This is a genomic window from Amycolatopsis sp. CA-128772, assembly GCF_002904295.1.
GTDB lineage: Bacteria > Actinomycetota > Actinomycetes > Mycobacteriales > Pseudonocardiaceae > Amycolatopsis.
The window spans coordinates 94,912-118,096 of the sequence record NZ_PPHG01000022.1 but is presented as its reverse complement, the minus strand read 5'-3'; the positions used below and the strand labels follow the sequence as shown (position 1 = coordinate 118,096).

The 23,185-nt window shown below is 72.6% G+C and carries 23 protein-coding genes and 5 pseudogenes; 15 read left to right on the top strand and 13 right to left on the bottom strand.

What is annotated here, in order from left to right; all coding sequences use genetic code 11:
* The first annotated feature begins 90 nt into the window (after positions 1–90).
* Positions 91–697: pseudogene (locus C2L59_RS09160) on the top strand (helix-turn-helix transcriptional regulator).
* On the opposite strand, the gene C2L59_RS09155 reads toward C2L59_RS09160, so the two are convergent.
* Both C2L59_RS09155 and C2L59_RS09150 read right to left on the bottom strand, forming a co-directional pair.
* On the bottom strand, positions 666–1,145 hold the full coding sequence (locus C2L59_RS09155) for an SRPBCC family protein (RefSeq protein ID WP_103349073.1): 480 nt from the start codon (positions 1,143–1,145) through the stop codon (positions 666–668). The pseudogene C2L59_RS09160 and the gene C2L59_RS09155 sit on opposite strands and share 32 nt — an antisense overlap.
* Position 1,146: 1 nt before the next feature.
* On the bottom strand, positions 1,147–1,482 hold the full coding sequence (locus C2L59_RS09150) for a helix-turn-helix transcriptional regulator (protein ID WP_103349192.1): 336 nt from the start codon (positions 1,480–1,482) through the stop codon (positions 1,147–1,149).
* On the opposite strand from C2L59_RS09150, the pseudogene C2L59_RS09145 reads away from it, so the two are divergent.
* The 6 genes and pseudogenes from C2L59_RS09145 to C2L59_RS09120 all read left to right on the top strand — a co-directional run.
* Positions 1,403–2,635, top strand: a pseudogene (locus C2L59_RS09145) (ROK family protein); the annotation flags it as partial. The gene C2L59_RS09150 and the pseudogene C2L59_RS09145 overlap by 80 nt on opposite strands.
* Positions 2,636–2,802: 167 nt before the next feature.
* On the top strand, positions 2,803–3,495 hold the full coding sequence (locus C2L59_RS09140; RefSeq protein ID WP_233223358.1) for an ABC transporter substrate-binding protein: 693 nt from the start codon (positions 2,803–2,805) through the stop codon (positions 3,493–3,495).
* Positions 3,492–4,149, top strand: a pseudogene (locus tag C2L59_RS09135) (ABC transporter ATP-binding protein). Before C2L59_RS09140 ends, C2L59_RS09135 begins: the two are co-directional and overlap by 4 nt.
* Positions 4,146–4,730: pseudogene (locus C2L59_RS09130) on the top strand (ABC transporter permease); the annotation flags it as partial. The pseudogenes C2L59_RS09135 and C2L59_RS09130, both read left to right, overlap by 4 nt.
* A gap of 162 nt (positions 4,731–4,892) precedes the next feature.
* Complete coding sequence (locus C2L59_RS09125) at positions 4,893–5,930, top strand: LLM class flavin-dependent oxidoreductase (RefSeq protein WP_103349191.1); 1,038 nt, start codon at positions 4,893–4,895, stop codon at positions 5,928–5,930.
* Positions 5,927–6,822, top strand: a pseudogene (locus C2L59_RS09120) (TauD/TfdA dioxygenase family protein). Before C2L59_RS09125 ends, C2L59_RS09120 begins: the two are co-directional and overlap by 4 nt.
* Positions 6,823–6,863: 41 nt before the next feature.
* Here C2L59_RS09120 and C2L59_RS09115 read toward each other — a convergent pair.
* Entirely contained in the window at positions 6,864–8,084 is a 1,221-nt protein-coding gene (locus C2L59_RS09115) for an amidohydrolase (RefSeq protein ID WP_233223357.1), read from the bottom strand.
* 46 nt (positions 8,085–8,130) lie between these two features.
* On the opposite strand from C2L59_RS09115, the gene C2L59_RS09110 reads away from it, so the two are divergent.
* On the top strand, positions 8,131–9,591 hold the full coding sequence (locus C2L59_RS09110; RefSeq protein WP_103349071.1) for an aminotransferase class I/II-fold pyridoxal phosphate-dependent enzyme: 1,461 nt from the start codon (positions 8,131–8,133) through the stop codon (positions 9,589–9,591).
* Between the two features lie 58 nt (positions 9,592–9,649).
* Here the strand turns inward: C2L59_RS09110 and C2L59_RS09105 are convergent, their stop codons facing one another.
* Complete coding sequence (locus C2L59_RS09105; protein ID WP_103349070.1) at positions 9,650–10,129, bottom strand: hemerythrin domain-containing protein; 480 nt, start codon at positions 10,127–10,129, stop codon at positions 9,650–9,652.
* A gap of 8 nt (positions 10,130–10,137) precedes the next feature.
* Complete coding sequence (locus C2L59_RS09100; protein WP_103349069.1) at positions 10,138–10,503, bottom strand: hypothetical protein; 366 nt, start codon at positions 10,501–10,503, stop codon at positions 10,138–10,140.
* A gap of 96 nt (positions 10,504–10,599) precedes the next feature.
* On the opposite strand from C2L59_RS09100, the gene C2L59_RS09095 reads away from it, so the two are divergent.
* Entirely contained in the window at positions 10,600–11,694 is a 1,095-nt protein-coding gene (locus tag C2L59_RS09095; RefSeq protein WP_103349068.1) for a glutamate--cysteine ligase, read from the top strand.
* A 108-nt stretch (positions 11,695–11,802) separates the two neighbouring features.
* Here the strand turns inward: C2L59_RS09095 and C2L59_RS09090 are convergent, their stop codons facing one another.
* Positions 11,803–12,192 (bottom strand): STAS domain-containing protein, encoded by a 390-nt coding sequence (locus tag C2L59_RS09090; RefSeq protein ID WP_103349190.1) that lies wholly within the window; start codon positions 12,190–12,192, stop codon positions 11,803–11,805.
* 113 nt (positions 12,193–12,305) lie between these two features.
* On the opposite strand from C2L59_RS09090, the gene C2L59_RS09085 reads away from it, so the two are divergent.
* Both C2L59_RS09085 and C2L59_RS09080 read left to right on the top strand, forming a co-directional pair.
* Positions 12,306–13,439, top strand: coding sequence for a glutamate--cysteine ligase (locus tag C2L59_RS09085; RefSeq protein ID WP_103349067.1), 1,134 nt, complete (start codon positions 12,306–12,308; stop codon positions 13,437–13,439).
* Between the two features lie 8 nt (positions 13,440–13,447).
* Positions 13,448–14,452, top strand: coding sequence for an iron-containing redox enzyme family protein (locus C2L59_RS09080; protein ID WP_103349066.1), 1,005 nt, complete (start codon positions 13,448–13,450; stop codon positions 14,450–14,452).
* A 39-nt stretch (positions 14,453–14,491) separates the two neighbouring features.
* On the opposite strand, the gene C2L59_RS09075 is transcribed toward C2L59_RS09080, so the two are convergent.
* The gene (locus C2L59_RS09075) at positions 14,492–14,704 is read right to left on the bottom strand and encodes a CDGSH iron-sulfur domain-containing protein (RefSeq protein WP_103349065.1); all 213 of its coding nucleotides are present in this window, start codon (positions 14,702–14,704) and stop codon (positions 14,492–14,494) included.
* A complete protein-coding gene (locus C2L59_RS09070) occupies positions 14,691–15,410 on the bottom strand; it encodes a methyltransferase (protein ID WP_103349064.1) in 720 nt (239 codons plus the stop codon). The genes C2L59_RS09075 and C2L59_RS09070 overlap by 14 nt, the downstream gene beginning before the upstream one ends.
* Before the next feature lie 157 nt (positions 15,411–15,567).
* Between C2L59_RS09070 and C2L59_RS47840 the strand changes: the two genes are divergently transcribed.
* The gene (locus tag C2L59_RS47840) at positions 15,568–15,732 is read left to right on the top strand and encodes a hypothetical protein (RefSeq protein ID WP_199198983.1); all 165 of its coding nucleotides are present in this window, start codon (positions 15,568–15,570) and stop codon (positions 15,730–15,732) included.
* Positions 15,733–15,790: 58 nt separating this feature from the next.
* On the opposite strand, the gene C2L59_RS09065 is transcribed toward C2L59_RS47840, so the two are convergent.
* The gene (locus C2L59_RS09065) at positions 15,791–17,065 is read right to left on the bottom strand and encodes an acetyl-CoA carboxylase biotin carboxylase subunit family protein (RefSeq protein WP_103349063.1); all 1,275 of its coding nucleotides are present in this window, start codon (positions 17,063–17,065) and stop codon (positions 15,791–15,793) included.
* Between the two features lie 83 nt (positions 17,066–17,148).
* Here C2L59_RS09065 and C2L59_RS09060 point away from each other — a divergent pair, with 83 nt between their 5' ends.
* Positions 17,149–18,651, top strand: coding sequence for an FAD-dependent oxidoreductase (locus C2L59_RS09060; protein WP_103349062.1), 1,503 nt, complete (start codon positions 17,149–17,151; stop codon positions 18,649–18,651).
* A 34-nt stretch (positions 18,652–18,685) separates the two neighbouring features.
* On the opposite strand, the gene C2L59_RS09055 is transcribed toward C2L59_RS09060, so the two are convergent.
* Complete coding sequence (locus C2L59_RS09055) at positions 18,686–19,210, bottom strand: DUF1360 domain-containing protein (protein WP_103349061.1); 525 nt, start codon at positions 19,208–19,210, stop codon at positions 18,686–18,688.
* The gene (locus C2L59_RS09050; protein ID WP_103349060.1) at positions 19,207–20,001 is read right to left on the bottom strand and encodes an SDR family oxidoreductase; all 795 of its coding nucleotides are present in this window, start codon (positions 19,999–20,001) and stop codon (positions 19,207–19,209) included. Before C2L59_RS09050 ends, C2L59_RS09055 begins: the two co-directional genes overlap by 4 nt.
* A gap of 93 nt (positions 20,002–20,094) precedes the next feature.
* Here C2L59_RS09050 and C2L59_RS09045 point away from each other — a divergent pair, with 93 nt between their 5' ends.
* Positions 20,095–21,108 carry a DNA topoisomerase IB gene (locus C2L59_RS09045; RefSeq protein WP_103349059.1) on the top strand — a complete coding sequence of 338 codons (1,014 nt, stop codon included), beginning with the start codon at positions 20,095–20,097 and terminating at the stop codon, positions 21,106–21,108.
* Between the two features lie 79 nt (positions 21,109–21,187).
* Positions 21,188–21,523 carry a hypothetical protein gene (locus tag C2L59_RS09040; protein ID WP_233223356.1) on the top strand — a complete coding sequence of 112 codons (336 nt, stop codon included), beginning with the start codon at positions 21,188–21,190 and terminating at the stop codon, positions 21,521–21,523.
* Positions 21,524–21,736: 213 nt separating this feature from the next.
* Here the strand turns inward: C2L59_RS09040 and C2L59_RS09035 are convergent, their stop codons facing one another.
* Entirely contained in the window at positions 21,737–22,120 is a 384-nt protein-coding gene (locus C2L59_RS09035) for a VOC family protein (protein WP_103349058.1), read from the bottom strand.
* Between the two features lie 4 nt (positions 22,121–22,124).
* Entirely contained in the window at positions 22,125–23,105 is a 981-nt protein-coding gene (locus C2L59_RS09030) for a YihY/virulence factor BrkB family protein (protein ID WP_103349057.1), read from the bottom strand.
* Positions 23,106–23,185: the final 80 nt, after the last annotated feature.

The following is a 23,185-nucleotide window of genomic DNA, read 5'->3' as shown; positions in this document are numbered from 1 at the left end:
GGAAGTCGGGATGCCGCGCGACCAGTCCGGCTCGTCGCCGGGCACCGGCTCGTCGCCGGGCACCGGGTCGGCGAACCGGGCGGAAGGGAGGTGTTGCAGACCTCCGCCCGCCTGCTGCGGCTGCTGTCGCTGCTCGAGACGCGGCGTGACTGGACCGGCGCCGACCTGGCCGGCCGGCTCGGCGTCTCCGCGCGCACCGTCCGCACCGACATCGGCAAGCTGCGGGAGCTCGGCTACCGGTCGAGGCCGCGCCCGGCGTCCAGGGCGGCTACTGGCTGGGCGCGGGTGCCCGGCTCCCGCCGCTTCGACTACACGAGCCACCAGAGCACGCCGAGCCGCCGCGAGGTCGAGCCGCCCCGGCTGGTCGGCTGGGGGCGCCGCTGGTACCTGGTCGCCTGGGACACCGCCCGCGGCGACTGGCGCACCTTCCGCGTCGACCGGATGACGCCGAAGGTGCCGAACGGCCCGCGCTTCACCCCGCGCGAGCCGCCGGAGGACGACGTCACGCAGTTCGTCCGGCGCAGCGCGGGCGCCGCGACCTGGCGGTGCCACGCGCGAGTGCGGCTGCACACACCGGTCGAGTACGTCCGGGAGCGGCTGCCGATCGCGGTCGACGTGACGGCCGAGGGCGCTGGCGAAGACGGGCGAGCGGTTCCTGCGGGCCGCTAGCGCAGGGAGTCCGCCAGCTCCTGGATGAGCTCCAGCTGTCCCTGCGCACCGACCTCCATGCCGGACTGCAGGATCGTGTCGCGCAGTTCCTTGCTGCCGGTTTCGGTCAGCAGTTCCAGGCGCGTGCGGTCGCCGTCGAGCGCGGTGAAGGTGACGGTGTTGAGCGGGCCGTCCACGTCGTCCGGGTCGACGCCGGGCAGCTCGAACACCTCGGTGTAGACGAGCCGCTCGTCCGGCACGATCTCGCGGTATTCGCCGTGGAAGCCGACCTCGGCGCCGTCGCCGGTCTTCAGCACGTACCGCCAGCGGCCGCCGGGCCGCAGGTCCATGGCGACCTCGGTGGTGGTGCCGCGGTGGCCGCTCCACCAGCGGCCGACCAGCTCCGGGGTGGTCCACACGCGGTAGACCAGGTGCTTCGGCGCGTCGAACTCGCGCGTGATGAGGATCCGGTCGTCGGCGGGGGTGGTGATCTCCACGTCACTGCTCCTGTTCCTTGAGTTCCTCGAGGACGTCGTCCATCAGGTCGAACCGCGCCGCCCACGTCCGTTCGTAGCGCTTGACCCAGTCGTGGATGGGCTTGAGCGCGGCGCCGTTGAGCCGGTAGAGCCGCTGGCGGCCGTCGCCGCGCACGTCCACCGCGCCGACCTCGCGCAGCACGCGCAGGTGCTTCGACACCTGCGGCTGGGCCAGCCCGAGCCGGTCGACGAGGTCGCCGACCGACCGCTCCCCGTCCATGAGGACGTCGAGGATCTGCCGCCGCCGGGGTTCGGCGACCGCGTTGAAGGTGTCCGCCGTCGTCGCTGCTCGTGCCACGCGGCTCATCATATTCCCATATGGGTATGCGTCAAGCCCGCCCCCGGCGCCGGTCGGGTCGCCGGGCGAGATGCCCCCAATGTGGCGTTCGGTGCGTCAGATGCCCCCAATGTGGCGTTCGGTGCGTCAGATGCACCCAACGCCACATTGGGGCGCTTGCGGCTGTCGTCGGGAGACCGCGGCCGGCCCTGCCCGCATCCTGGGCACGCTGGGCGCCGGCCGCTCCATCTGCGACGATCGGGCCATGACCAGCCGGGCCGGCAGTCCACAGAGGACGGACGCGCGCGGGGCCCGGCGCAGCGCCGGCGCGAGCGCCGTGCTGCGGGCCGTGCTCGACAGCGACCCGGTCGCGCGCAGCACCATCACGCGGCGGAGCGGGCTGTCCGCCGCCGCCGTCACCGGGCACACCGCCGAACTCACCCGGCTGGGACTGCTGCGCGAACTGCCGGAAGCCGAATCACGCGGGGGCGTCGGGCGGCCGCACGTACCGGCCGACCTCGACACCGGCCGGCACGTCGCCGGCGCGCTGCACCTGGCCGCGCACCACGCCACCGTCGCGCTGCTCGACCTGCGCGGGAATGTCCTTGTGCAGCAAGAAGAACCGCACGACGGCCTGGCCGCCGAGGACCTGCTGGCCCGCGCCGCCGAGATCTTCGACGACCTGCTGCTCGGGCACGCCCCGGACCGCGAGCCGCTCGGGCTCGGCGTCGCCACCGGCGGCTGGGTCGACCGGGAATCCGGCACCGTGGCCGAACACCCGCTGCTCGGCTGGAAGAACGTGCCGGTCCGCGAGCTCCTGGCCGGCAGCACCGGGCCGGCCGTCGAGGTCGACGGGCACGCGCGGGCTTCGGTGCACGCGGATCGGCTTTTCGGGCACCCGCGGGCCCGCGACAGCGTCGTGCAGCTGTTCACCGGCAAAGTCGTCGACGCGGCGTTCGCCACCGGTGGAGGAGTGCACCACGGGCCGCGCTCGGCGGCCGGCGGGGTCGCGCACCTTCCCGTCGACGGCGGTACCGAGCCGTGCCGCTGCGGGCGCACCGGCTGCCTGGAGGCCGCCGTTTCGGAAGCGACCCTCGCCCGCAAAGCCGTGGAAAACGGTGTGCTCGAACAACCGGATTTCCCGGAATTGCTCGCGCTCGCCGTCGACGGCAATTCCGCGGCGGTGCGGTTGTTCCACGAACGCGCGCGGCTGATCGGCCAGGCGGCAGCTCCCATCCCCACCGACTCCCGGAACGGACGAAACCACCGTGAAGAAAACCCTGCCCCTGTTCGCCGCCGCCGTGATGCTGCTGGCCGGCTGCGCTTCGGCGACGGCCACCGGTGCGCCCGGGCAACCGGAGAAGCTGGAACTGCGCTACCAAGGCAGCGCGAACGCCGTCACCCTCCCCGAACTCGCCGAGGAAGGTCGGCGTCAACACCGCCGGCGCGAACCTCGAGGCCGCGCTCGACACCTGGCTCAAGGGACAGGGCCTCTCCGACGACGAGATCAAGCAGGTCCAGCTCGTCGTCATCCCTCCGGTGAACGCCGAACAGGCGCTGCGCAACGGCCGGCTCGACGTCGCCGCGCTGCAGGGGATCCTGCAGGACCACGCCACCGCCGCCGGCGGGATCCGCCCGCTGTTCACCGACGTCGGCGCGTTCGGGCCCTACGACGGCGGCCCGTACGTGCTGCGCACCGACTTCATCAAGAAGAACCCGGAGACCGCGAAGATCTTCGTCTCCGCGGTGGCCCGGGCGATCGAGTGGGAACGCACGACTCCGCCCGACGAGGTGATCGCGCGCTTCACGAAGATCATCAAAGCCCGTGGCCGCAACGAAAGCACCGACACGCTCAAGTACTGGAAGAGCGTCGGCATCACCCACGGCGGTCTCATCTCCGACGCGGACTACACCCGGTGGGAGCCGTGGCTGAAGCAGGAGGGCTACCTCAAGCACGACAAGGTCGACACCTCGAAGCTCTACACCAACGAGTTCAACCCCTACCGCGACGGCGCCCCGGCGGTGACCAGGTGATCAGCATCCGCTCGGTGGCCAAGACCTTCGGCGAACTCACCGCCCTCGACGACGTTTCCCTCGACATCGCCGACGGCACGTTCCTGTCCCTCGTCGGCCCCGGCGGTTCGGGCAAGTCGACGCTGCTCGACCTGCTGGGCGGCCTCGCCACCCCGACCTCGGGCGAGATGCTCATCGACGGCGAGCCGGTGCGCGGCCCGGGCCTCGACCGCGGGGTCGTCTTCCAGCAGTACGCGTTGTTCCCGTGGCGCACCGCCCGCGCCAACGTCGAGTTCGGCCTCGAAGGCGGGTCGCTCGGGAAGCGGCAGCGGGCCGACCGGGCCCGCGAATACCTCGCCCTGGTCGGGCTGTCCGGCTTCGAGGACCGCTACCCGCACGAGCTGTCCGGCGGGATGAAGCAGCGCGTCGCGATCGCCCGCAGCCTCGCCTACGACCCGGCCGTGCTGCTGATGGACGAGCCGTTCGCCGCGCTCGACGCGCAGACCCGCGAGCAGCTGCAGGAGGAGCTGCTGCGGATCCGGCGCCGCACCGGCAAGACGATCGTCTTCATCACCCACGGCATCGAGGTTCGGCCGGCAGCGCCACCGGCTCTGGCAACTGCTGCACGACGAGGTCCGCAAGGCGGCCGAACACGAACGGAGCGCGGCCCGATGACCACCACCCCGGCCGCCCCCACCGTCCACACCAGACCGACGGACCCGCCGGCGAAACCGCGCCGGTTCACGAAGAAGCTCACCCGGGCGGTGCACGCGTCCGCCGCGGTGGTCCTGTTCGTGCCGCTCTGGGAGCTGGTCCCCCGGTTCGTCCTCGACGAGAGCACGCGGACGTTCCTGCCGCCGCTGTCGGAGGACCTGCCGGCGCTGGGGGACCTCGCGCTCGACGGCGAACTCGCCGACCACCTGCTGGCCAGCATCGGGCGCTCCGCCGCCGGGTTCGCCGTCGCCGTCGCGGTGGCGGTGCCGCTCGGGCCGCTGATCGGCTGGTACCGGCCGGTGGCGCGGTTCCTGCAGCCGCTGCTGGAGCTGGCCCGCAACACCGCCGCGCCGGCCCTGCTGCCGGTGTTCACGCTGCGGCTGGGCATCGGCGAGCTGTCGAAGGTCAGCCTGGTGGTGTACGCCTGCGTGTGGCCGGTGCTGCTCACCACGATCGCCGGGGTCAACACGGTCGATCCGCTGCTGGTCAAGGCGGCCCGCTCGCTCGGGCTGTCGAGCCCGCGGCTGTTCCGGAAGGTGATCCTGCCCTCGGCGGTGCCGACGGTGTTCACCGGCATCCGGATGGCGGCGGCCTCTTCGATCCTACGCCGGGATCATCGCGGTCTCGGTGCTCGGCGTCGTCGTCAACGCCGGCTTCGTCGGCCTCGGACGGCGGTTTTCCACCTGGCGTCCCAAGGAGAAGCCCTGATGCACCTCAACGCGTTCGTGATGCCGAACGGCCACCACGAAGCCGCGTGGCGGCACCCGTCGACCGACCCGCACCGGGCGCGGACGTTTCAGCACTACGTCGACATCGCGCGGACCGCCGAGCGCGGCCGGCTCGACTCGATCTTCCTCGCCGACGGTGTCGCCCTGCGGGGCAACGTCAAGCACAACTCCCACAGCCACTTCGAACCGTTGACGCTGCTTTCGGCGCTCGCCGCGTCCACGGTCCACATCGGACTGATTGCGACGGCGTCGACGACCTACAACGAGCCCTACCACCTGGCCCGCAAGTTCGCCTCGCTCGACCACCTCTCCGGCGGCCGCGCGGGCTGGAACATCGTCACCTCGGCGGGCATCGACGAGGCCCGCAACTTCACCCTGGCCAAGCGCCCGTCGCACGATGCACGCTACGACCGGGCCGAGGAGTTCGTCGAGGTCGTCAAGGGCCGCCTCGCGAAGTACGGCCCGACACCCGACGAGATCAAGATCCTGCCGGGTATCTCACCGATCCTCGGCCGCACCGAAGCCGAAGCGCGGGCGCGGGAAGCCGAGCTGAACGCGCTGATCATCCCGGACTACGGGCTGCGGCAGCTGTCCGAGATGCTCGACCACGACGTCACCGGCTATCCGCTGGACGGGCCGCTACCCGACGTCGGCAGCTTCACCGAAGGCGGCCAGAGCCGGTTCGACCTGGTCGTCGGCCTGACCCGGCGCGAGGACCTGACCATCCGGCAGCTACTCGAACAGCTGGCAGGCGGGCGTGGGCACCGCGTCTTCGCCGGCACGCCGGTCCAGGTGGCCGACGAGCTGGAGGCGTGGTTCCGCGGCGGCGCCGCCGACGGCCTCAACGTCATGCCGCCCACCCTCCCCGGCGGGCTCGACGACTTCGTCGACCTTGTCGTCCCGGAACTGCAGCGGCGCGGGCTCTTCCGCACCGAGTACGCCGGCACCACCCTGCGCGAGCACTACGGCCTCGCGCGGCCCGTCAACCGCAACCGAGTGAAGGAGCCCGCATGACCACCATCGGTACCGACGTCCGCAAGCTGACCGGGAGGATCGGCGCCGAGATCGTCGGCTTCGACCCCGCCGGGAAGCTGGACGCCACGCAGGTGGCGTTCCTCGCCGACGCGCTGCACGAGCACAAGGCGCTGGTGTTCCGGAACGTTCGGCTCGACGACGAGGGCCGGCAGCGGTTCGCGGCGCGCTTCGGCGAGCTGACCAAGGCCCACCCGACGGTGCCCGCCGTCGAGGGCGCGCCGACGATCCTGCCCGTCGACAGCGAGCAGGGCCGCGCAACCACTGGCACACCGACGTCACCTTCGTCCTCAACCCGCCGAAGGCCAGTACGTTGCGCAGCTTGGTGGTGCCGCCCTACGGCGGGGAGACGCTGATCGCGAACGCCGCCGCGGCCTACCGGGACCTGCCGGAACCGTTGCGCGCCTTCGCCGACACGCTGCGGGCGGTGCACACCAACGACTACGACTACGTCCAGCCGCCGGAGACGGTGGACGAGAAGGAGCAGGCCCGGCGGGCGCAGTTCGTCTCGCGCAAGTACCGGACCGTGCACCCGGTGGTGCGGGTGCACCCGGTGACCGGCGAGCGCGGCCTGTTCATCGGCGGGTTCGCCCAGCGGATCGAGGGCCTGTCGGTGACGGAGTCACGGGACCTGCTGCGGCTGCTGCAGTCCTACGTCACCCGGCCGGAGAACGTCGTGCGGGTGGCGTGGGAGCCGGACCAGCTGGTGCTGTTCGACAACCGCATCACCCAGCACTACGCGATCGACAACTACGACGGCCTGCCGCGCCGGCTCGACCGCGTCACCGTGGCCGGCGACATCCCGGTGGGCACCGACGGGCGGCCGAGCGAGTCACTCGAAGGTGACGCCTCGCACTACACGTCAGTCGCGTGAGGTGGCGCGGGTGCCGGAATCGCTCCGGCACCCGCGCCGGGTCACCACCCCGTCCGTTCCAGGTCGCGGAAGCAGTCCCACGCGCGGCTGACCAGCGCCGGGTGCGTGCGCAGGTCGATCGCCGTGCGGGCCAGGGCCGCCGCCGAGGCCAGCATCGCCGCCCGGCCGCGCGGGCTCGCCGCCGCCGCCGCGAACTCCGGGGTGTGGTCCGAGTACTCCTCCGCCGCGATCGCGACGAACGGGTGGATCGCCGGGACGCGGACGCTGACGTCGCCGATGTCCGACGATCCGAGGTAGACCCCGGGCGCCGGCGGGGTCGCGTGGATCCCGCACGCCGCCAGGTGCTCGGTGAACCGCTCCGACAGCACCGGGTTGTCGCGGAAGTGCGCGTACCCGCGGCCGAGGCGTTCGACCTCGGCCTTCGCGCCGGTCGCCAGGGCCGCGCCTTTCGCGCACGTCCTCACGTCGTCGACCAGGCGGTCCAGCGCGTCCGTGGTCAGCGCGCGGAGCCCGAAGCGGCCCTCGGCGCGGTCCGGGACGATGTTCGTCGCCTCGCCGCCGTGGGTGATGATCCCCTGGACGTGCGAGCCCGAGGGCAACCGCTGGCGCAGCGCGGAAACCGCGCCGAACGCCTGGATCAGCGCGGCCAGCGCGTCGATGCCCGCCTGCGGGTCGCCGGTCGGGTGGGCGGCGCGGCCGTGGAAGGTCACCCTGAGCTCCACCTGCGCGGTCAGCGGCGCCCACGACCACGAGTGGACGCCGGGGTGGATCATCAGGGCCGCGTCGACGTCGTCGAAGACCCCGGCCTCCGCCATCGCGACCTTGCCGCCGCCGCGTTCCTCGGCCGGCGTGCCCACCGCGAGCAGGGACCCCGGGGTGTCCCCCAGCACCTCCTTGGCGGCCAGCGCGGCACCGAGGCCGCTCGCCGCGATCAGGTTGTGCCCGCAGGCGTGCCCGAGACCGGGCAGGGCGTCGTACTCCAGCAGCAGCGCGACGCACGGCCGCCCTTCGCCGGCGCGCGCGACGAACGCCGTGGGGAGCCCGGCGATCCCCCGTTCGACCGCGAAGCCGTCCTCGGCCAGTTCGCGCGTGAGGCGCTCGGCCGCGGCGTGCTCCGCATAGGACAGTTCCGGCTGCTCGTGCAGCGCGGTGGCGACGGCCCACAGGCGCTCGTCCAGGTGCTCGATCCGCTCGTCCGCCCGCTCGTGCAGCTCTTCGTGCCACTCCATGCCTTCCGGGATACCCCAACCACGCACGGTCATACCAGCAGGGTGTTTCACGCGGCGCCGCCCCGGCTACTCCGGCGCCATGGACCACAGCAAGGCACCGGTGCTCGAGGCGCTGCGCGACTACCACAGCGCCGGCTACGTCCCGTTCAACGCGCCCGGCCACAAGCAGGGCCGCGGGGTCGACCCGCGGGTGCTGGAGGTCGTCGGCAGCGACGTGTTCAAGTCCGATGTGATCGCGCTCAACGGCCTCGACGACCGGCTGATGCGCCAGGGCGTCTTGGCCGAGGCGCAGGCACTGATGGCCGACGCGGTCGGCGCCGAGCACACGTTCTTCTCGACCTGCGGCAGCTCCCTCTCGGTGAAGAGCGCGATGCTCGCCGTCGCCGGCCCGCACGAGAAGCTGCTGGTGCCGCGGCACGTCCACAAGTCGGTGATCTCGGGACTGATCGTGAGCGGTGTCCGGCCGGTGTGGGTCCGGCCGCACTGGGACGCCGAGCGGCACCTCAGCCACCCGCCGGGCGTCCGGGAGTTCGCCGAGGCCTACGAAAGCGACCCCGAGGTCAAGGGCGCCCTCGTGGTGACCCCGACCGACTACGGCACGTGCGGTGACCTGGCGGCGATTGCCGAGTGGTGCCACGAGCGCGGGCTGCCGCTGATCGTCGACGAGGCGTGGGGCGCGCATTTGCCGTTCCACGACGGCCTGCCGCCGTGGGGCATGGACGCGGGCGCCGACGTCTGCGTCACGAGCGTGCACAAGATGGGCGCCGCGGTCGAGCAGAGCTCGGTCTTCCACCTGCAGGGCGACCGCGTCGACCCGCACGTGCTGAAGGCGCGCGAGGACCTGCTCGGCACGACCAGCGCGAGCTCCCTGGTCTACGCGGCCCTCGACGGCTGGCGGCGGCAGATGGCCGAGCAGGGCAAGGAACTGCTGGACGGCGCGCTGACGCTCGTGAAGTCGGTCCGCGGCCGGCTGGGCGAGCTGGGCTTCACCGTGATGCACGACGAGTTCCTCGGCCCGGACCTCGCCGATTCGGCCGACCCGCTCAAGGTCGTGCTCGACCTCGATCCGCTGGGCATCAGCGGCTACCAGGCGGCCGACTGGCTGCGCGAACACCAGCGCGTCACCGTCGGCCTGTCCGACCACCGGCGGATCGTCGCCCAGTTCACCCACTCCGACGACGACAAGACCGCGGGCACGCTGATCGACGCGCTCGGCGCGTTGCTGAAGTCGGCGCCTTCGTTCGAGAAGCCGCCGAAGGTCGACCTGCCCTCGCCGCGGGAAATGGAGCTGGAGACCGCGATGCTGCCGCGGGACGCCTTCTTCGGCGAGACCGAGCAGGTGCCGGTGGCGGAGGCGGCCGGCCGGATCGCGGCCGAGATGATCACGCCGTACCCGCCCGGCGCGCCCGGTGTGCTGCCCGGCGAGGTTATCACCCGGCCGATGCTCGACTACCTGCGCAGCGGGCTCGGCGCGGGCATGCAGCTGCCCGACCCGGCCGACTCCGAACTCGAGTCGATCCGCGTCGTCGCCCGGCACTGAACCACGCGAAGAGGGCGGTACTTCCCCGGGGAAGTACCGCCCTCTTCGTCGCGTGGGGTCAGGCTTTGGCGCTCTTCAGCTCCAGGGGGTTCTTCGGCGCCTTCGAGCGGGCGTCGATCATCCGCTGCCCCAGTTCCTGCAGCTGCTTGCGGCCCATCGCCGAGCGGACCTCGGGGAACCACTCCTCTTCTTCCTCTTCGACGTGGTGGCGGACGTTCTCGGTGAGGACGGTGACCTTCGCGTCGAAGGTCTCCGTCTTCGGGTCCATGCCGAGCAGTTCGGACAGCATCCACACCACGACGTGGTGCTCCTCGACGCTTTCCAGGACGTGGTCCTTGGTCTCCGGCACGGCTTCGCGCGCGGCCGGGTAGAAGATCTCTTCCTCGATGTAGGCGTGGACGGTCAGCTCCTCGATGATCGAGTCGGCGATCCGGCGCTTCTCGTCGTACGCGTCCTCCCCCGCCTTTTCGAACTCTTTGAACAGCTTCTCCACGGTCTTGTGGTCGTTCTTGAGCAGCACGATCGCGTCCGTCGACATCGGTGTCCTCACGGTGTGGCCAGGTCCCGCAGGGCGACCTGGGAGTTCTCCAGTTCCTTCGTCATGAGCAGGGCCACGGTCCTGGCGTGCGCCAAAGCCCGGCCGACCTCCCCCACCGAAGCCCAGGTCGCGGCGACCGCGTCGGCGCCGGGACAGACGACCCGGCCGGCCAGCAGGCCGTCCTCCAGCCGCCCCTGCAGGGCGGGCAGCAGCTGGGTGAGGTCGTCGGTCAGCAGCCGCAGGGCCCCGAGCACCCGGTACATCTCGGCCGGGGAGTCGAGCTCGCCGTCGCCCACGCAACGGGACAGCCGGCGCACGGTGGCACCCGCGTCGGCGGCCAGGAGCGAAGGCGAAGCGGCGGCGCTCGGGTTCATGAGCGGGCGGATACCCGTTCCGCGTGGGCGAAAACGCCGTTTGCCCGTTCCCCCATCCGGGTATTCAGCGGGCTCCCGACCTCCAGGAGAACACCGGTGAACGAACCGACGGGCGACGCGCTCACGTTCGGCGTCGAAGAGGAGTTCTTCGTCGTCGACCGCCGGGGCCAGCTGTCCCAGGCCGGCGACGACGTCGTCGACGCCGCCGAAGCAGCCGGCGACGACCAGGGCGAGCTGCAGCACGAACTCACCCGGTCCCAGGCCGAAGCGGCCACCGACGTGTGCCGGACCCACGGCGAGGCCCTGCGCCAGCTGCGCGGGCTGCGCGGCGAGCTGGACCGGGCCGCACGAAGGCGCGGGTGCCGGCTGCTGCCGGCCGCGTCCCCGCTGCTGTTCGAAGAGAACCCGCCCGTGATCACGCCGAACCCGCGCTACGAGCGGATGGCCGAGCACTTCGGCGCCACCGCGCGGACTTCGCTCACCTGCGGGTGCCACGTGCACGTCGCCATCCCGGACAAGGAAGCCGGCGTCCAGGTGCTCAACCACGTCCGGCCGTGGCTGCCCGCGCTGCTCACGGTGACCGCGAACTCGGCGATTTCCGACGGCTACGACACAGGCTACTGCAGCTGGCGCTACCAGCAGTGGAGCCGGTGGCCGTCGGCCGGGCCGCCGCCGCGGTTCGCGTCGCTGGACGAGTACGAAAGCATCGTCGACGCGTGGCTGCGCGCGGGCTCGATCCTCGACCGCGGGATGATCTACTGGGACGTCCGGTTGTCGGACCGGCAACCGACGCTGGAGTTCCGCATCGCCGACGTCGCCGCGACCCCGGAGGACGCGGTGCTGCTGGCCGTGCTGGCCCGCGGGCTGGTCGCCACCGCGCTGGCCGGCGACGCTCCCCTGCCGCACCTGCCGAACGAGGTGCTGCGCGCCCAGCTCTGGCGGGCGTCGCGGGAAGGGGTCACCGGCTGCTGCCCGCACCCGAAGTCCGGCGACCTGGAACCCTCGAAGGTGGTCCTCGACGCCCTGGTCGACCTGACGGCCCCGGCCCTGGCCGCGGCCGGCGACCTCGACTTCGCGCGCGAAGGCCTCGCCCGGCTGGCCACCGAGGGCGGCGGCGCCGACCGCCAGCGGCGCCGGTTCGCCGAGCGCAACCGCGGCGAGGACGTCGTCGACCTGCTCGCCGGGGAATAGCGCGGACCTGACAAGGCCTTGGCCCTGACCGCGGAAGACGGTCGGGGCCGGGTCGGGGCTCGACCGGCTCCGGCCCGGCGAAGCGCCGGCAGTCTTTGCCGGACGCGGCTAATCCACCTCGAGGCGGTCGAGCAGTTCGAGGGCGCGGATCACGGCCCGCGAGCCGCCCGGGTCCACGACGAGGTGGACGCCCGCGGCTTCCGCGTGCCGGGCGGCTTGCAGCAGTGCGCCGATGCCCGCGGCGCCGAAGAAGCGGACCTGGCCGAGGTCGACCCGCAGGACGCCGGGACGGGCGCGGACGTGTTCGTCCAGGACCGCCGCGAGCCGGGCCACCGTGCACAGGTCGACCTCGCCGGTGATCTCCACGACGACCGCGTCGGCGCTCTTCCAGCGGAGGCGGCTGCCCGGGTCGTCGTCGGACGGGGCGCGGGGTGCGGGCAGGCGGTGCACCGGCGGGACGGTCACCCCGGCCGCCCGCGGCCACTCGTGAGGTGTCATTTCCGCGAAGTACCCGCGGCGGGCGCGCGGCGAAACAAGGGCCGGGTCCCGGCGCATTTCCGCGCCCGGAGCGGGTATCCCCGCTGCGACGCCCGTCCGGAAGGAGCCCGCCCATGTCCGACGGCCCGCCCACGATGGGTGTCGAAGAGGAGTTCCTCCTCGTGAACCCCCGCACCGGGCACGCGTCGCCGTGCGCGGAACCGGTGCTGGGCCGCTACCGCCACCACGGCCCGCTGCCCGAAGGCGTGCAGGTCCACCGCGAGCTGCGGCTCACCCAGCTGGAAGCGGCCAGCGGCGTCTGCACCACCGCGGACGAGCTGCGCCACCACCTGACCGCGGCCCGCCGCGTGCTGGCCGGGGCCGCCGCGGCCGAGGACTGCGCGCTGCTGGCCACCGGGACCCCCGTCGGGCCCGGGCCGGTCGGGCCGCCGCCCGCGAGCACCGGCCGGTACGCCGAAATCGACGCCGCCTACGGCGCGGTCGTCGCCGACTACGAAGCCTGCGGCTGCCACGTCCACGTCGGCGTGCCCGACCCCGACACCGCGGTCGCCGTGGTCAACCACCTGGGCCGGTGGCTGCCCACGCTGCTCGCCCTGTCCGCCAACTCGCCGTTCGACCAGGGCCGCGACACCGGCTACCACAGCTGGCGGATGGTCCTGCAGTCCCGCTTCCCCGGCTCCGGCGTCGCACCGCACCTGCGGAACCACGACGAATACCGCCGTGCCGTCGAGACGCTGGTGGACTGCGGCGCCCTGGTCGACCCCGACCAGACGTTCTGGCTGGCCCGCCCGTCCGGCCGGTTCCCGACGGTCGAGTTCCGGGTCGCCGACACCGCACTGACCGTCGACCAGGCCGTGCTGCAGGCCCTGCTGAGCCGGGCCCTGGTGCGGCGGGCCCTGACCGACCTCGGCGAAGGCCGGGAAGCCGCGCCGCTCTCGCCGCAGGTGACCGCGGCGGCCGTGTGGACCGCGGCGCGCCACGGCCTCGCCGGGCAGCTCGTGGACGCCGCCGAAGAGACGCGGCGGCCCGCGTGGACCCTGGTCGACGCCCTGCTGGCGCACGTCCGGGTGCCGTTGGACGAGAACGGGGACCTGGCCGAAGCAGAGCGGCTGCTCGACGCGCTGCGCACCGACGGCACCGGGTCCGTGCAGCAGCGCGCGGCGGCCGTCCACGGGACGGCGGCGGCGGTGCGCTGGCTCACCGCTGCCACCGTGCCGGTGGGGCATGGAACGCTGCTCACCGGGTAGCCAGGGGTATGACGACCTCCATCACCGCCGGGGCGGCCACCCTGCCCACCGCCCGGGGTCCGCTGTCGGCGTCCGTGCTGGGGACGCTCCTGCGCGAGCAGCCACGAGCGGACCTGGACTTCGACGGGCTCGCCGACGCCGACCCGCTCGGTGACGACGTCCAGCTCGCCCTGCACCTGTGCTACGAGCTGCACTACCAGGGCCTGCCCGGGGTGTCGCCGGACTGGGAATGGGACCCGGAACTGCTGCGGCTGCGCGGCGCGCTGGAGGCGCGGTTCCTGGCCGCGCTGCGGGAAAACGTCGCCGGCGGCGACGACGTGGCGGGCGAGCTCGACGGGCTGCTGGTCGAGCCGATCGACGTCGAAGGGCTCTCGCACTTCCTGCGCGACCACGGCGACTGGGCGCAGGTGCGGGAGTACTTCACGCACCGCTCGATCTACCACCACAAGGAAGCCGACCCGCACGCGTGGGTGATCCCCCGCCTGCGCGGCCGCGCCAAGGCCGCGCTGGTGGCCGTGGAGTTCGACGAGTTCGGCGGCGGCCGCGCGGAGCTGATGCACGCGCGGCTCTACGCGGACCTGCTGCGCGCGGCGGGCCTGCCGGACGGCTACCTCGAGCTCATCGACCACGTCCCGGCCGAGATGCTGGCGGTGGTCAACATGATGTCGCTGTTCGGCCTGCACCGGTCCCTGCGCGGCGCGCTGTGCGGGCACTTCGCGGCGGCCGAGATCACGACGGCCCCGTCGGCGCAGCGGATGGACCAGGCCCTGCAGCGCCTGGAGGCACCGGAGGCGTGCCGGTTCTTCTACACCGAACACATCGAAGCCGACGCCGTCCACGAGCAGGTGATGCGCCACGACGTCCTCGGCGACCTGCTGGAGCAGGAGCCGGCCCTGGCCGCCGACGTCGTGTTCGGCATCCAGGCGACCGAGTTCCTCGAAGGCCGCTTCGGCGAGCTGCTCCTGAGCCGGTGGAAAGCCGGCGAGTCGTCCCTGCGGCTGCCCCTGGGCTGACGACCCGGTGGCCTCCCGGTTCTCCGGGAGGCCACCAGGTCAGTCGTCCGTCTGGGTGCGTACTCGTTTGCGGTGGCTGGTGTCGCAGAGAGGGAACCGCTTGCTGCGCCGGCACGCGCACACCGCGACGACGAACCGGTCCGAGCGCACGGTTTCCCCCTCCGGGGTGCTCAGCTCGACCGGCCCTTCCACGAGGACCGGGCCGCCCGGGACGACGGTCACCCGGCGGGGGGCGCGCTCAGCGGTCGGCACGGAGCACCACCAGCTCTTCCACCCGCTGCCCCGGCTCGATCAGGCCGGCCGCCTCGAGGAATGCCGTCCGTCCGGAAAGGACCGGGCCGAACGGGATGCGCGCGTGCCGGGCCACCGACGTCCGGAGGCCCTGTGCGGCCAGCAGTTCCCGTGACTTGTCCACATCGGACATCGTGGACTGCACGAGCAGCATCGTTCCGCCGGGACGCAGCAGCGCGCCGGCGGCCGTGCACAGCGGGTCGAGCAGCGCGCGGCCATCCGGGCCCGCGTCCCAGCCCCGGGTGGACCGGACCGTCGGCGCCGGCGACGGCACGTAGGGCGGGTTCGCGACGACGACGTCGAACGGGCCCTCGCGCAGCGCTCGGCCGAGGTCACCCCGGCAGGGGCGCACGGCGAGCTGGCGGACCAGCGCGTTGAGCCGCGCCGAAGCCAGCGCCCGGCGCGAAAGGTCCACGGCGAACACGGTTCCCGCGCCGCGGCGGGCCAGGGTAATGGCCTGTGCGCCGGTGCCGGTGCACAGATCGAGGGCCCGCGCGCCAGGCCGGATGGGAAGCTCGGCGATGGCGGCGGCGAGCAGGGCGGTGTCCTCCTGCGGACGGTAGACGCCGGGCAGCCGCAGCATCCGCGGGGCGGGTGGCACGGGCGCGTGCACGACGGACCGGGCGGCCAAGGGGCCCGGGCGGACGGGTTCCGCCGACGTGGTCATCTGGGTCTCCTCCACTCGCCGCGGTCTCCGGCGCGATCGCCGGTGAGACAACCGCGTCGTCATCCGGCTTACCCGGCGATCATCGCGGCAAACGCCGGCGGTTGAGCCGGGCGCGGCGGGGTATCCGGTGCGGAACGGACCGTGAAGGAGGCACGAGATGACGTCCGAAGAACGTACGCAGCACCCGACCGACCCGGCCGAGGGCCCCCGCGGCGACGACCCGCACGGCGACACGCCGGAGGCTCAGCGCGAGACCCTCCGCGGCGAGCAGGGCACGTCGAGCGGGGACCAGCACGACGACAGCGATCCGCAGTCGGGCTAGGACCAGGCACCAGGCGGGGGTCGCGTTCGGACAGTCCGAACGCGACCCCCGACGGCTGTCACGCCTCGGTGAACTCGAACGGCAGCGCGTCCACGCACGCCTGGTACTTCTGCACCATCTCGTGCTCGGTGTGCCCGGCCACGAACAGCTGCGCCAGCTCGAAGCTGTAGCTGTCCTGCTCCGGCAGGTCGGACAGGCGCTGCCCCACCTGCGGGATGATCTCGATCTGCGTGCCGTCGACCCGCTCCTGCACGGCTTCGACCTCCTCGCGGGTCGGCACGCGCGTCACAACGCCGTCTTCGAAGCGGCGCAGGTACCACTTGCCGGCGATCTGGTAGGTCCCCTTGCGGGGGCGGCGGCCGGGGTCCTGGCCCAGGCCCAGGCGGACCATGATCTCGTGGTTGGCGACGCCGTCGACGAACTCGAACAGCTCGGCGTGCGACTGCGAGTGCCGCGGGTTGATCTCCAGCAGGCACACCTGGCCGGACTCGGGGTCGCAGAAGAACTCGATGCTGAACGTGCCGTTGTCGAAGCCGATCTGCTTCATCACCCGCTCGGCCACGTCCCGCATCCGCTGGACCGGCTCCTCGCCCAGCTGGGACGGGTACTGGTGGCGCAGGAAGGATGAGCTGTCCGGGTAGTTGATCGAGTCCAGGGCGCCGTAGACGGTGACTTCGCCCTGGTGGACGTACCCTTCGATGGCCGCCTGGACGCCGTGCAGCGCCGCCTCGGCCAGGCAGGCCGCGCCGCCGACGCGGGCGATCTCGGCCGGGAGCGGGACCTGTTCGAGCACGTAGCCGAACGGCTCCCCCACGCGGCCGACGCCGGCCCGGATCTCGGCCACCGCGTGGGCGAATTCGGCGTCGTTCCCGGCCTTGAAGGCGAGCTCGGAGGAGAACGACTTGACCGGCTTCAGCCACATCGGGTACTCGACGCCGGCCGGCGGGGCGGGGTGCGGGTCGTCGAGGTCGACGATGCCGAAGTCCGGCAGCTCGTCGATGGCCTTCCGCTGCTCCAGCCGGCTCCAGTACTTGTGCTCGCACTTCAGCACCGCCTCCAGCGACACGCTGGGCAGGCCGTAGCGGGCGCACAGGATGGGGACGAGCGACGCGGCCGGGAAGTCCCAGTAGCTGACGATCGCGGCGATGTCGCCGTCGAACGCGTCGAGTTCGTGCTGGGCGGTCTTCAGCAGAGCTTCGAAGTCGATCTCGCCGTGCTGCAGTTCTTCGGGGGTCAGCAGGCCGTGGAAGGAGTAGGTCCCGGCCAGGGGCAGGCGTTCCAGGACCCGCCGGTTCTCCTCGTCCAGGCCGATCACGAAGATGTCGGTACTCATGCCGGAGGGCTACCCGAGGCCCCGAACAGCCGAAACGGGCCGGATGGCCGGTTTCGCCGGGCCGGTAACGGGCATCCACAGGTATGACAGTCCTGCCCGAACCGCTTTCCCTGTGGGTCGAGACCGCACCCGCCCCCGACCGCACCGGGGTGCCGGTGCCGGAATCCGCCGACGTCGCGGTGCTCGGCGCGGGGATCGCCGGGCTCACCACCGCGCTGCTGCTCGCCCGCGGCGGCCGCTCGGTCGTCGTGCTGGAGGCCGAGCGGGTCGCGGCCGGGGTGTCCGGCCACACCACCGCGAAGGTGAGCGCCCAGCACGGGGCGAAGTACGCGGACCTGACGTCCCGCCACGGCGAGGGCGCCGCGCGGACCTACGCCGGGACGCAGGCCGCGGCGGGCGAGTGGATCGCCGCCACCGCGGCCGAACTGGGCATCGACTGCGGCTTCACCCGCGCGGACAGCTTCGTCTACACGACGCGGGAAAGCACCGTCGACTCCCTCAAGCGGGAGGCGGACGCGGCCGCCGCGGCGGGGCTGCCCGCGTCCTTCACCGAAGGTGTCGCGCTCGACGTACCCGCGCTCGGCGCCGTCCGGACCACCGGGCAGGCGCACTTCCACCCGCGCCGGTGGCTGCTCGGCCTGGCCGCCGAGGTCGAACGGCTCGGCGGCACCATCGTCGAGCACGCCCGGGCGACCGCCGTCAACGGGCAGACCGTCCGCACCTCGCGCGGCGACGTCGTGGCGGGCGAGGTCGTCGTCGCCACCCACTACCCGGTGCTCGACCGCGGCCTGTACTTCGCCCGGCTCGACCCGGTGCGCGACCTCGTCGTCGCGGGCCCGGCCGCCGGGACCACCCCGCCGGAGGGGATGTTCCTCGACGCCGACACGCACCACTCCGTGCGCGGGTACACCGAGCGGGGCACGCCGATGGTGATCGCCGGCGGCGAGCACTACCGGGTGGGCGCGCACGTCAACGTCGGGCGCCGCTACCGGCGGCTCGCGGACTGGGCGGACGCGCACGCGGGCCTGCACCGGGTGACCCACCGCTGGTCGGCCCACGACATGTCCACCCCCGACCTGCTCCCCTACGTCGGCCGCTACCTGCCCGCGACGAAGAACCTCTGGGTGGCCACCGGGTTCGGCCAGTGGGGCATGACCGGCGGGACGGCCGCGGGACACGTGCTGGCGGCCCGGATCCTCGGCGAGCCGCACCCGGCCGCGGACCTGTTCGACCCCAACCGCTTCGACGCGCGTTCGGTGCTCGAGGTGGCGCAGGACAACCTGACCGTGGCGAAGTACCTGGTCGGCGACCACGTCGCCGCGCTGTGGCGGTCGGAGAAGCTCGACGACCTGCAGCCCGGGGAAGCCGAGGTCGTGCGCGTCGGCGGCGAGCTCGTCGCGGCCCACCGCGACGAGGCCGGGAAGCTGCACACCGTCGGCGCCCACTGCACGCACCTGGGGTGCCTGGTTTCGTTCAACGACGCCGAGAAGACCTGGGACTGCCCCTGCCACGGCTCGCGGTTCGGCGTGGACGGCGACGTCGTGCAGGGCCCGGCCGTCCGGCCGCTGCGCCGCGGCCCGGACTGAGCCGGCGGGGCACGTCCCCCGCCGGCTCGCCGGGCTAACCGGAGGCGAGTTTCTTGCCCGCGTCGTAGAGCAGGTGCAGGGCGTCCGCCACGCCCACGGCGGTGAGCACCGTGGCCGCCAGCCGGGCCGGCCGCGGGGCGATCACGAGCCCGGCGGCCAGGCCGGTGCCGACCCAGACGTTCAGGCAGAACGGGCACGACACGAGCTCGCCGACGGCGTGCTCGACGTGCCCCTTGCCGGGCACCGATTCGTTCAGCTCGTCGTCCCCGGCCGGCTCTTCGTAGCGGGTGAACGGCGCGCGCAGCGGGCTGGTCACCGCGTCCTTGGCCAGCAGCCGGCTGGCCTTGAACGTGGCCGCGCCCAGCAGGAGCGTGTCACCGACGCCGAACCGGTCCGGCAACCGGGCGCCGAGGGCGCGGCCGAGCAGCGTCAGCCCGCCCACCAGCGCGCTGTAGGCGCCCATCGTGGCGACGTACCCGGCGAGCGGCCGGTCTTCGTCGCCGGCGTAACTGCGCTGGACGCGTTTCGCCTTCTCGGCGACGTCTTCGAGCACGCTCATGCGTCCGCCGATCCGGGCTTCATCATCTTGCCCTGCTGCTTCGCCTTGGCCTCGTCCGGCAGCACGCGGGAGGCGGCCGCCTGGAGCTTGTTCTTCGCCGCGCCGGGGACGACCTTGTCCTTCCCCGCCATCAAAGCCTCGTAGCCGGCTTCGGCGATCTCGGCCGGGGAGTCCTTGTCGCCGGCCGCCAGCTTGGTGTCGGTCATGTCGGCGCGGTCGAAGAACTCGGTGTCGACCGGGCCGGGCAGCATCGCGGTGACGGTGACGCCCGTGTCCTTCACCTCGGCGCGCAGCCCCTCGGAGAACGACGTCAGGAACGCCTTCGAGGCGGCGTAGACGGCCTGGTAGGGCGCGGGCGAAGTGCCGGCGATCGACGAGGTGAACAGCACGCGGCCGCGGCCGCGGCCGACCATGCCGGGCAGCACCCGCTTGGTCAGGTGCACGGCCGAGCGCACGTTGAGGTCGACGACGGTCAGCTGGTCCTCCAGCCGGGTGTCGCCGGCGAACTCGCCGTTGATGCCGACGCCGGCGTTGACCGCCAGGGCCTCCACCGGGCGGTCCGCGAGGTGCCGGACCAGTTCTTCGACCCCGTCGGGGGCGGCGAGGTCGGCCTGCACCGCCTCGACCTGGGCGCCGCACGCGCGGACCTCGTCCGCGGCCATGGCCAGCTCGGCGTCCTCGGCGGCCAGCACGAGGTCGAAGTCGTGCCGGGCGAACTGCTTCGCCAGCTCGAGCCCGATCCCGCTGGACGCGCCGGTGACGACGGCCAGCGGCCTGGTTGCGGTGGTCATCCGTGCTCCTTCCGGTGGTTTCGTGCCCCGGCTACCCGCGGTCGCGGCCGGCAACCATGGTTTCCCGGTACGCGGGGCGGGTATTTCGCGGCGGTGGGACGCACCAGACTCCGGCGCAGTGACCTGCGCGGCCCGGGCATCAAGCGGATCCGCCGCGGCCGCGGGTTCTCCTATGCCATGCCCGACGGCTCGCCGCTGACCGACGCCGAGCTCCTCGACCGGATCAAGGGGCTGGTCATCCCGCCGGCCTGGCGGAACGTGTGGATCTGCCCGTACCCGAACGGGCACGTCCAGGCGGTCGGCACCGACGACGCCGGGCGGCGCCAGTACCTCTACCACGAGCAGTGGCGCCGCGACCGCGACGAGGAGAAGCACGACCGGGTGCTGCAGATGGCCCGCCGGCTGCCGCAGTGGCGGGATTCGGTGGCGGCCGACCTGGCCGGGTCCGGGCTGACCCGCAAGCGGGTGCTCGCCGCCGCGTTGCGCATGCTCGACCGGGGGATCTTCCGCACCGGCGGCGAGGAGTACGCGGAGGAGAACGGCACCCACGGCGCCGCGACGCTGCTGCGTTCGCACGTGTCCGTGCGCGGCGACGAATGCCGGTTCTGCTACGTCGCCAAGGGCGGGCTCGACCGCGAGGTGGCGATCTGCGACGCGGAACTGGCGTCGGTGATGAAATCCCTGCTGCGCAGCCGCTCCGGCAGCGACCGCCTGCTCGTCTACCGCGAGGGCGGCACGTGGCACGAGGTGCACGCGGCCGACATCAACGAGCGGTTCAAGGAACTGGCAGGCGAGGACTGCACGGCGAAGGACATGCGCACGTGGAACGCGACGGTCCTGGCGGCGGCCGCATTCGCCGCGGCGGACCCGCCGACGTCGGAGACCGCCCGCAAGCGCGCGGAGGCCAAGGTGATGAAGGAGGTCTCGACGGCGCTGGGCAACACCCCGGCGGTCTGCCGGTCGTCCTATGTGGACCCCCGGCTGGTGGAGGCCTACCGCGCCGAGCGCACGATCGCCCCGGCGCTGAAGCGCGCCGCACGCCTGGAGGGCGACGAGGCCCGGGCGGTCCTGGAGAGGGCGTGCGCGCGGCTGCTCAACGCATCATGAGGGAGGCACGGTGAGTGAGCTCCAATCCATCCGAACGTGTACTGGCCGCCGACCACGCTCATCGGGGAGCCTGGAGGCAATGACATCCGAACTGTCCCCGGTGCGCTGGCGCGCGTCGATCGGCCTCACGGTCGGCGGCGACGGGCCGGTGTCGAGCATCGTCGAGTCGGACCACGGGAGCGAGGGATCGGCGCGGGAGTGGATCGAGCGGAAGCTGCCCCGGACGCGGTTCCCGGCGTGGATTCCGGCGGCGCGACGGGCCGACGGGGTGGAGTTGTTCGGCGTAGTGGCCCGGGGGCGGGTGGCCACCGATCGATTGGTGCCGGTTTGGGAGGGTGAGGGGACGCCGGTCTGGCATGCCGATCGGGCCGGGGACCGGGTGGAGTGGCGGCGGTGCGCGGCTGAGGATCGGTGAGGACTTCGCTCCCCCGCGGCGGGCCCAGGGGAGTGAAGGCGGCGCTGGGGACGCTGCGCTGAGACGCGAGCCCCGCTGAGCAGCAGAGAGGGCGGCGGCCGCCTCCCCTGCCACTCAGCCGGGCCGATGTCCCTTGCTACCCAGCCGGGCCGATGTCCTTGCTACCCAGCCGGGCCGACGTCCCTTGCTACCCAGCCGGGCCGACGTCCCTTGCTACCCAGCCGGGCCGATGTCCTTGCGCAGCAAGCAGAACTCGTTGCCCTCCGGGTCCTGCAGCACCACCCACGACTCCTCCCCCGTCTGACCCACGTCCGCCGGGCGGGCTCCCAGTGCCGTCAGCCGGGCCAGCTCCGTCTCCTGGTCGCTGCCCGCCGGGTTCACGTCGATGTGCAACGGGAGCTTGGCCCGCTTCGGGTTTTCGGTCTGGGCCAGCACCAGCGTCGGCGGCCCTGCGCCCAGCGGGGCGTCCGGGACGCCCAGCTCCAGGCCGTCCGGCTCGTGGCCGATCACCTCGTAGCCCAGGACCGCGCACCAGAACTCCGCCAGGCGGTCCGGGTCGCGGCAGTCCAGGACCAGACCCGTGATGCGGCAGGCCATCCGCTCACTCCCGTTCCGACTTCGCCACCGCCGCGGCTTCGTCTTCGTCCATCGCCTTCGTGTCCCGCGGCGGCAGGAACGGTTCCTCCTGGTCGTCGTCGGCACCCGCCTCGATCGAACGGCCACGGGCGAGCTCCGCGTCCAGCTCGGCCCCCAGCAGGATCGCGAGATTGGAGATCCACAACCATACAAGGAACGCGATCACCCCGGCCAGGGAACCGTAGGTCTTGTTGTACGAACCGAAGTTCGCGACGTACAACGCGAACCCCGCCGAAGCCAGCACCCACAGCACCACCGCCAGCGCCCCGCCCGGCGTCAGCCATTTGAACCCCGGCTGCCGGACGTTCGGGCCCACCCAGTACAGCAACGCGAAAGCCACGCTGACCAGCACCGCGATCACCGGCCACTTCGCGATCTCCCACACCAGGATCCCGGTCGACCCCAGGCCGATCAGGTCACCGATCCGGCGGGCGACCGAGCCCGTCGCGACCACCCCCAGCGCGCACAACGCCAGCAGCGCCACGATGGCGACCGTCAGGGCGACCCGCAGCGGGATCACCTTCCAGATCGGCCGGCCTTCCGGCATCCCGTAGATCGCGTTCGACGCCCGCATGAACGCGCCGATGTAGCCCGACGCCGACCACAGGGCGCCGAGCAGGCCGATGATCGCCAGCGGGCCGGCCAGGCTGCGGCTGCCGGTCAGCTCCTTGATCGCGCCGACCAGGATGTCCTTGCCCTGGCCGGGCACCAGCTGGTTGACGTTGTCGATCACCGTCTGGATCTTGTCCGGGCCCAGCAGGCCCAGGATCGCCGTCAGCACGATGATGCCCGGGAAGAGCGACAGCACCCCGTAGTAGGTGAGCGCCGCCGCCCAGTCGGTCAGGTTGTCACGGCCGAACTGCTTGAACGTCCGCTTGAGCACCGCGCCCCACGAACGCTTCGACAGCTCGCCCGGGCCTTCGGGTTCTTCTCTTCCGGCTGACATCGCCACCTCCACTCGGTACGAGCGGGCATACCCCGTCCGTGAGTGGGTATGCCTGGTTCGTCACCCGAAGCAGGAGGAAG

Coding starts and splice junctions, on each gene's coding strand:
- C2L59_RS09115 (WP_233223357.1), bottom strand. CDS start 8,084: ATGACCGTGCGTGGTTGGGGTATCCCGGAAGGCATGGAGTGGCACGAA.
- C2L59_RS09110 (WP_103349071.1), top strand. CDS start 8,131: ATGGACCACAGCAAGGCACCGGTGCTCGAGGCGCTGCGCGACTACCAC.
- C2L59_RS09105 (WP_103349070.1), bottom strand. CDS start 10,129: ATGTCGACGGACGCGATCGTGCTGCTCAAGAACGACCACAAGACCGTG.
- C2L59_RS09100 (WP_103349069.1), bottom strand. CDS start 10,503: ATGAACCCGAGCGCCGCCGCTTCGCCTTCGCTCCTGGCCGCCGACGCG.
- C2L59_RS09090 (WP_103349190.1), bottom strand. CDS start 12,192: ATGACACCTCACGAGTGGCCGCGGGCGGCCGGGGTGACCGTCCCGCCG.
- C2L59_RS09085 (WP_103349067.1), top strand. CDS start 12,306: ATGTCCGACGGCCCGCCCACGATGGGTGTCGAAGAGGAGTTCCTCCTC.
- C2L59_RS09080 (WP_103349066.1), top strand. CDS start 13,448: ATGACGACCTCCATCACCGCCGGGGCGGCCACCCTGCCCACCGCCCGG.
- C2L59_RS09070 (WP_103349064.1), bottom strand. CDS start 15,410: ATGACCACGTCGGCGGAACCCGTCCGCCCGGGCCCCTTGGCCGCCCGG.
- C2L59_RS47840 (WP_199198983.1), top strand. CDS start 15,568: ATGACGTCCGAAGAACGTACGCAGCACCCGACCGACCCGGCCGAGGGC.
- C2L59_RS09065 (WP_103349063.1), bottom strand. CDS start 17,065: ATGAGTACCGACATCTTCGTGATCGGCCTGGACGAGGAGAACCGGCGG.
- C2L59_RS09060 (WP_103349062.1), top strand. CDS start 17,149: ATGACAGTCCTGCCCGAACCGCTTTCCCTGTGGGTCGAGACCGCACCC.
- C2L59_RS09055 (WP_103349061.1), bottom strand. CDS start 19,210: ATGAGCGTGCTCGAAGACGTCGCCGAGAAGGCGAAACGCGTCCAGCGC.
- C2L59_RS09050 (WP_103349060.1), bottom strand. CDS start 20,001: ATGACCACCGCAACCAGGCCGCTGGCCGTCGTCACCGGCGCGTCCAGC.
- C2L59_RS09040 (WP_233223356.1), top strand. CDS start 21,188: ATGACATCCGAACTGTCCCCGGTGCGCTGGCGCGCGTCGATCGGCCTC.
- C2L59_RS09035 (WP_103349058.1), bottom strand. CDS start 22,120: ATGGCCTGCCGCATCACGGGTCTGGTCCTGGACTGCCGCGACCCGGAC.
- C2L59_RS09030 (WP_103349057.1), bottom strand. CDS start 23,105: ATGTCAGCCGGAAGAGAAGAACCCGAAGGCCCGGGCGAGCTGTCGAAG.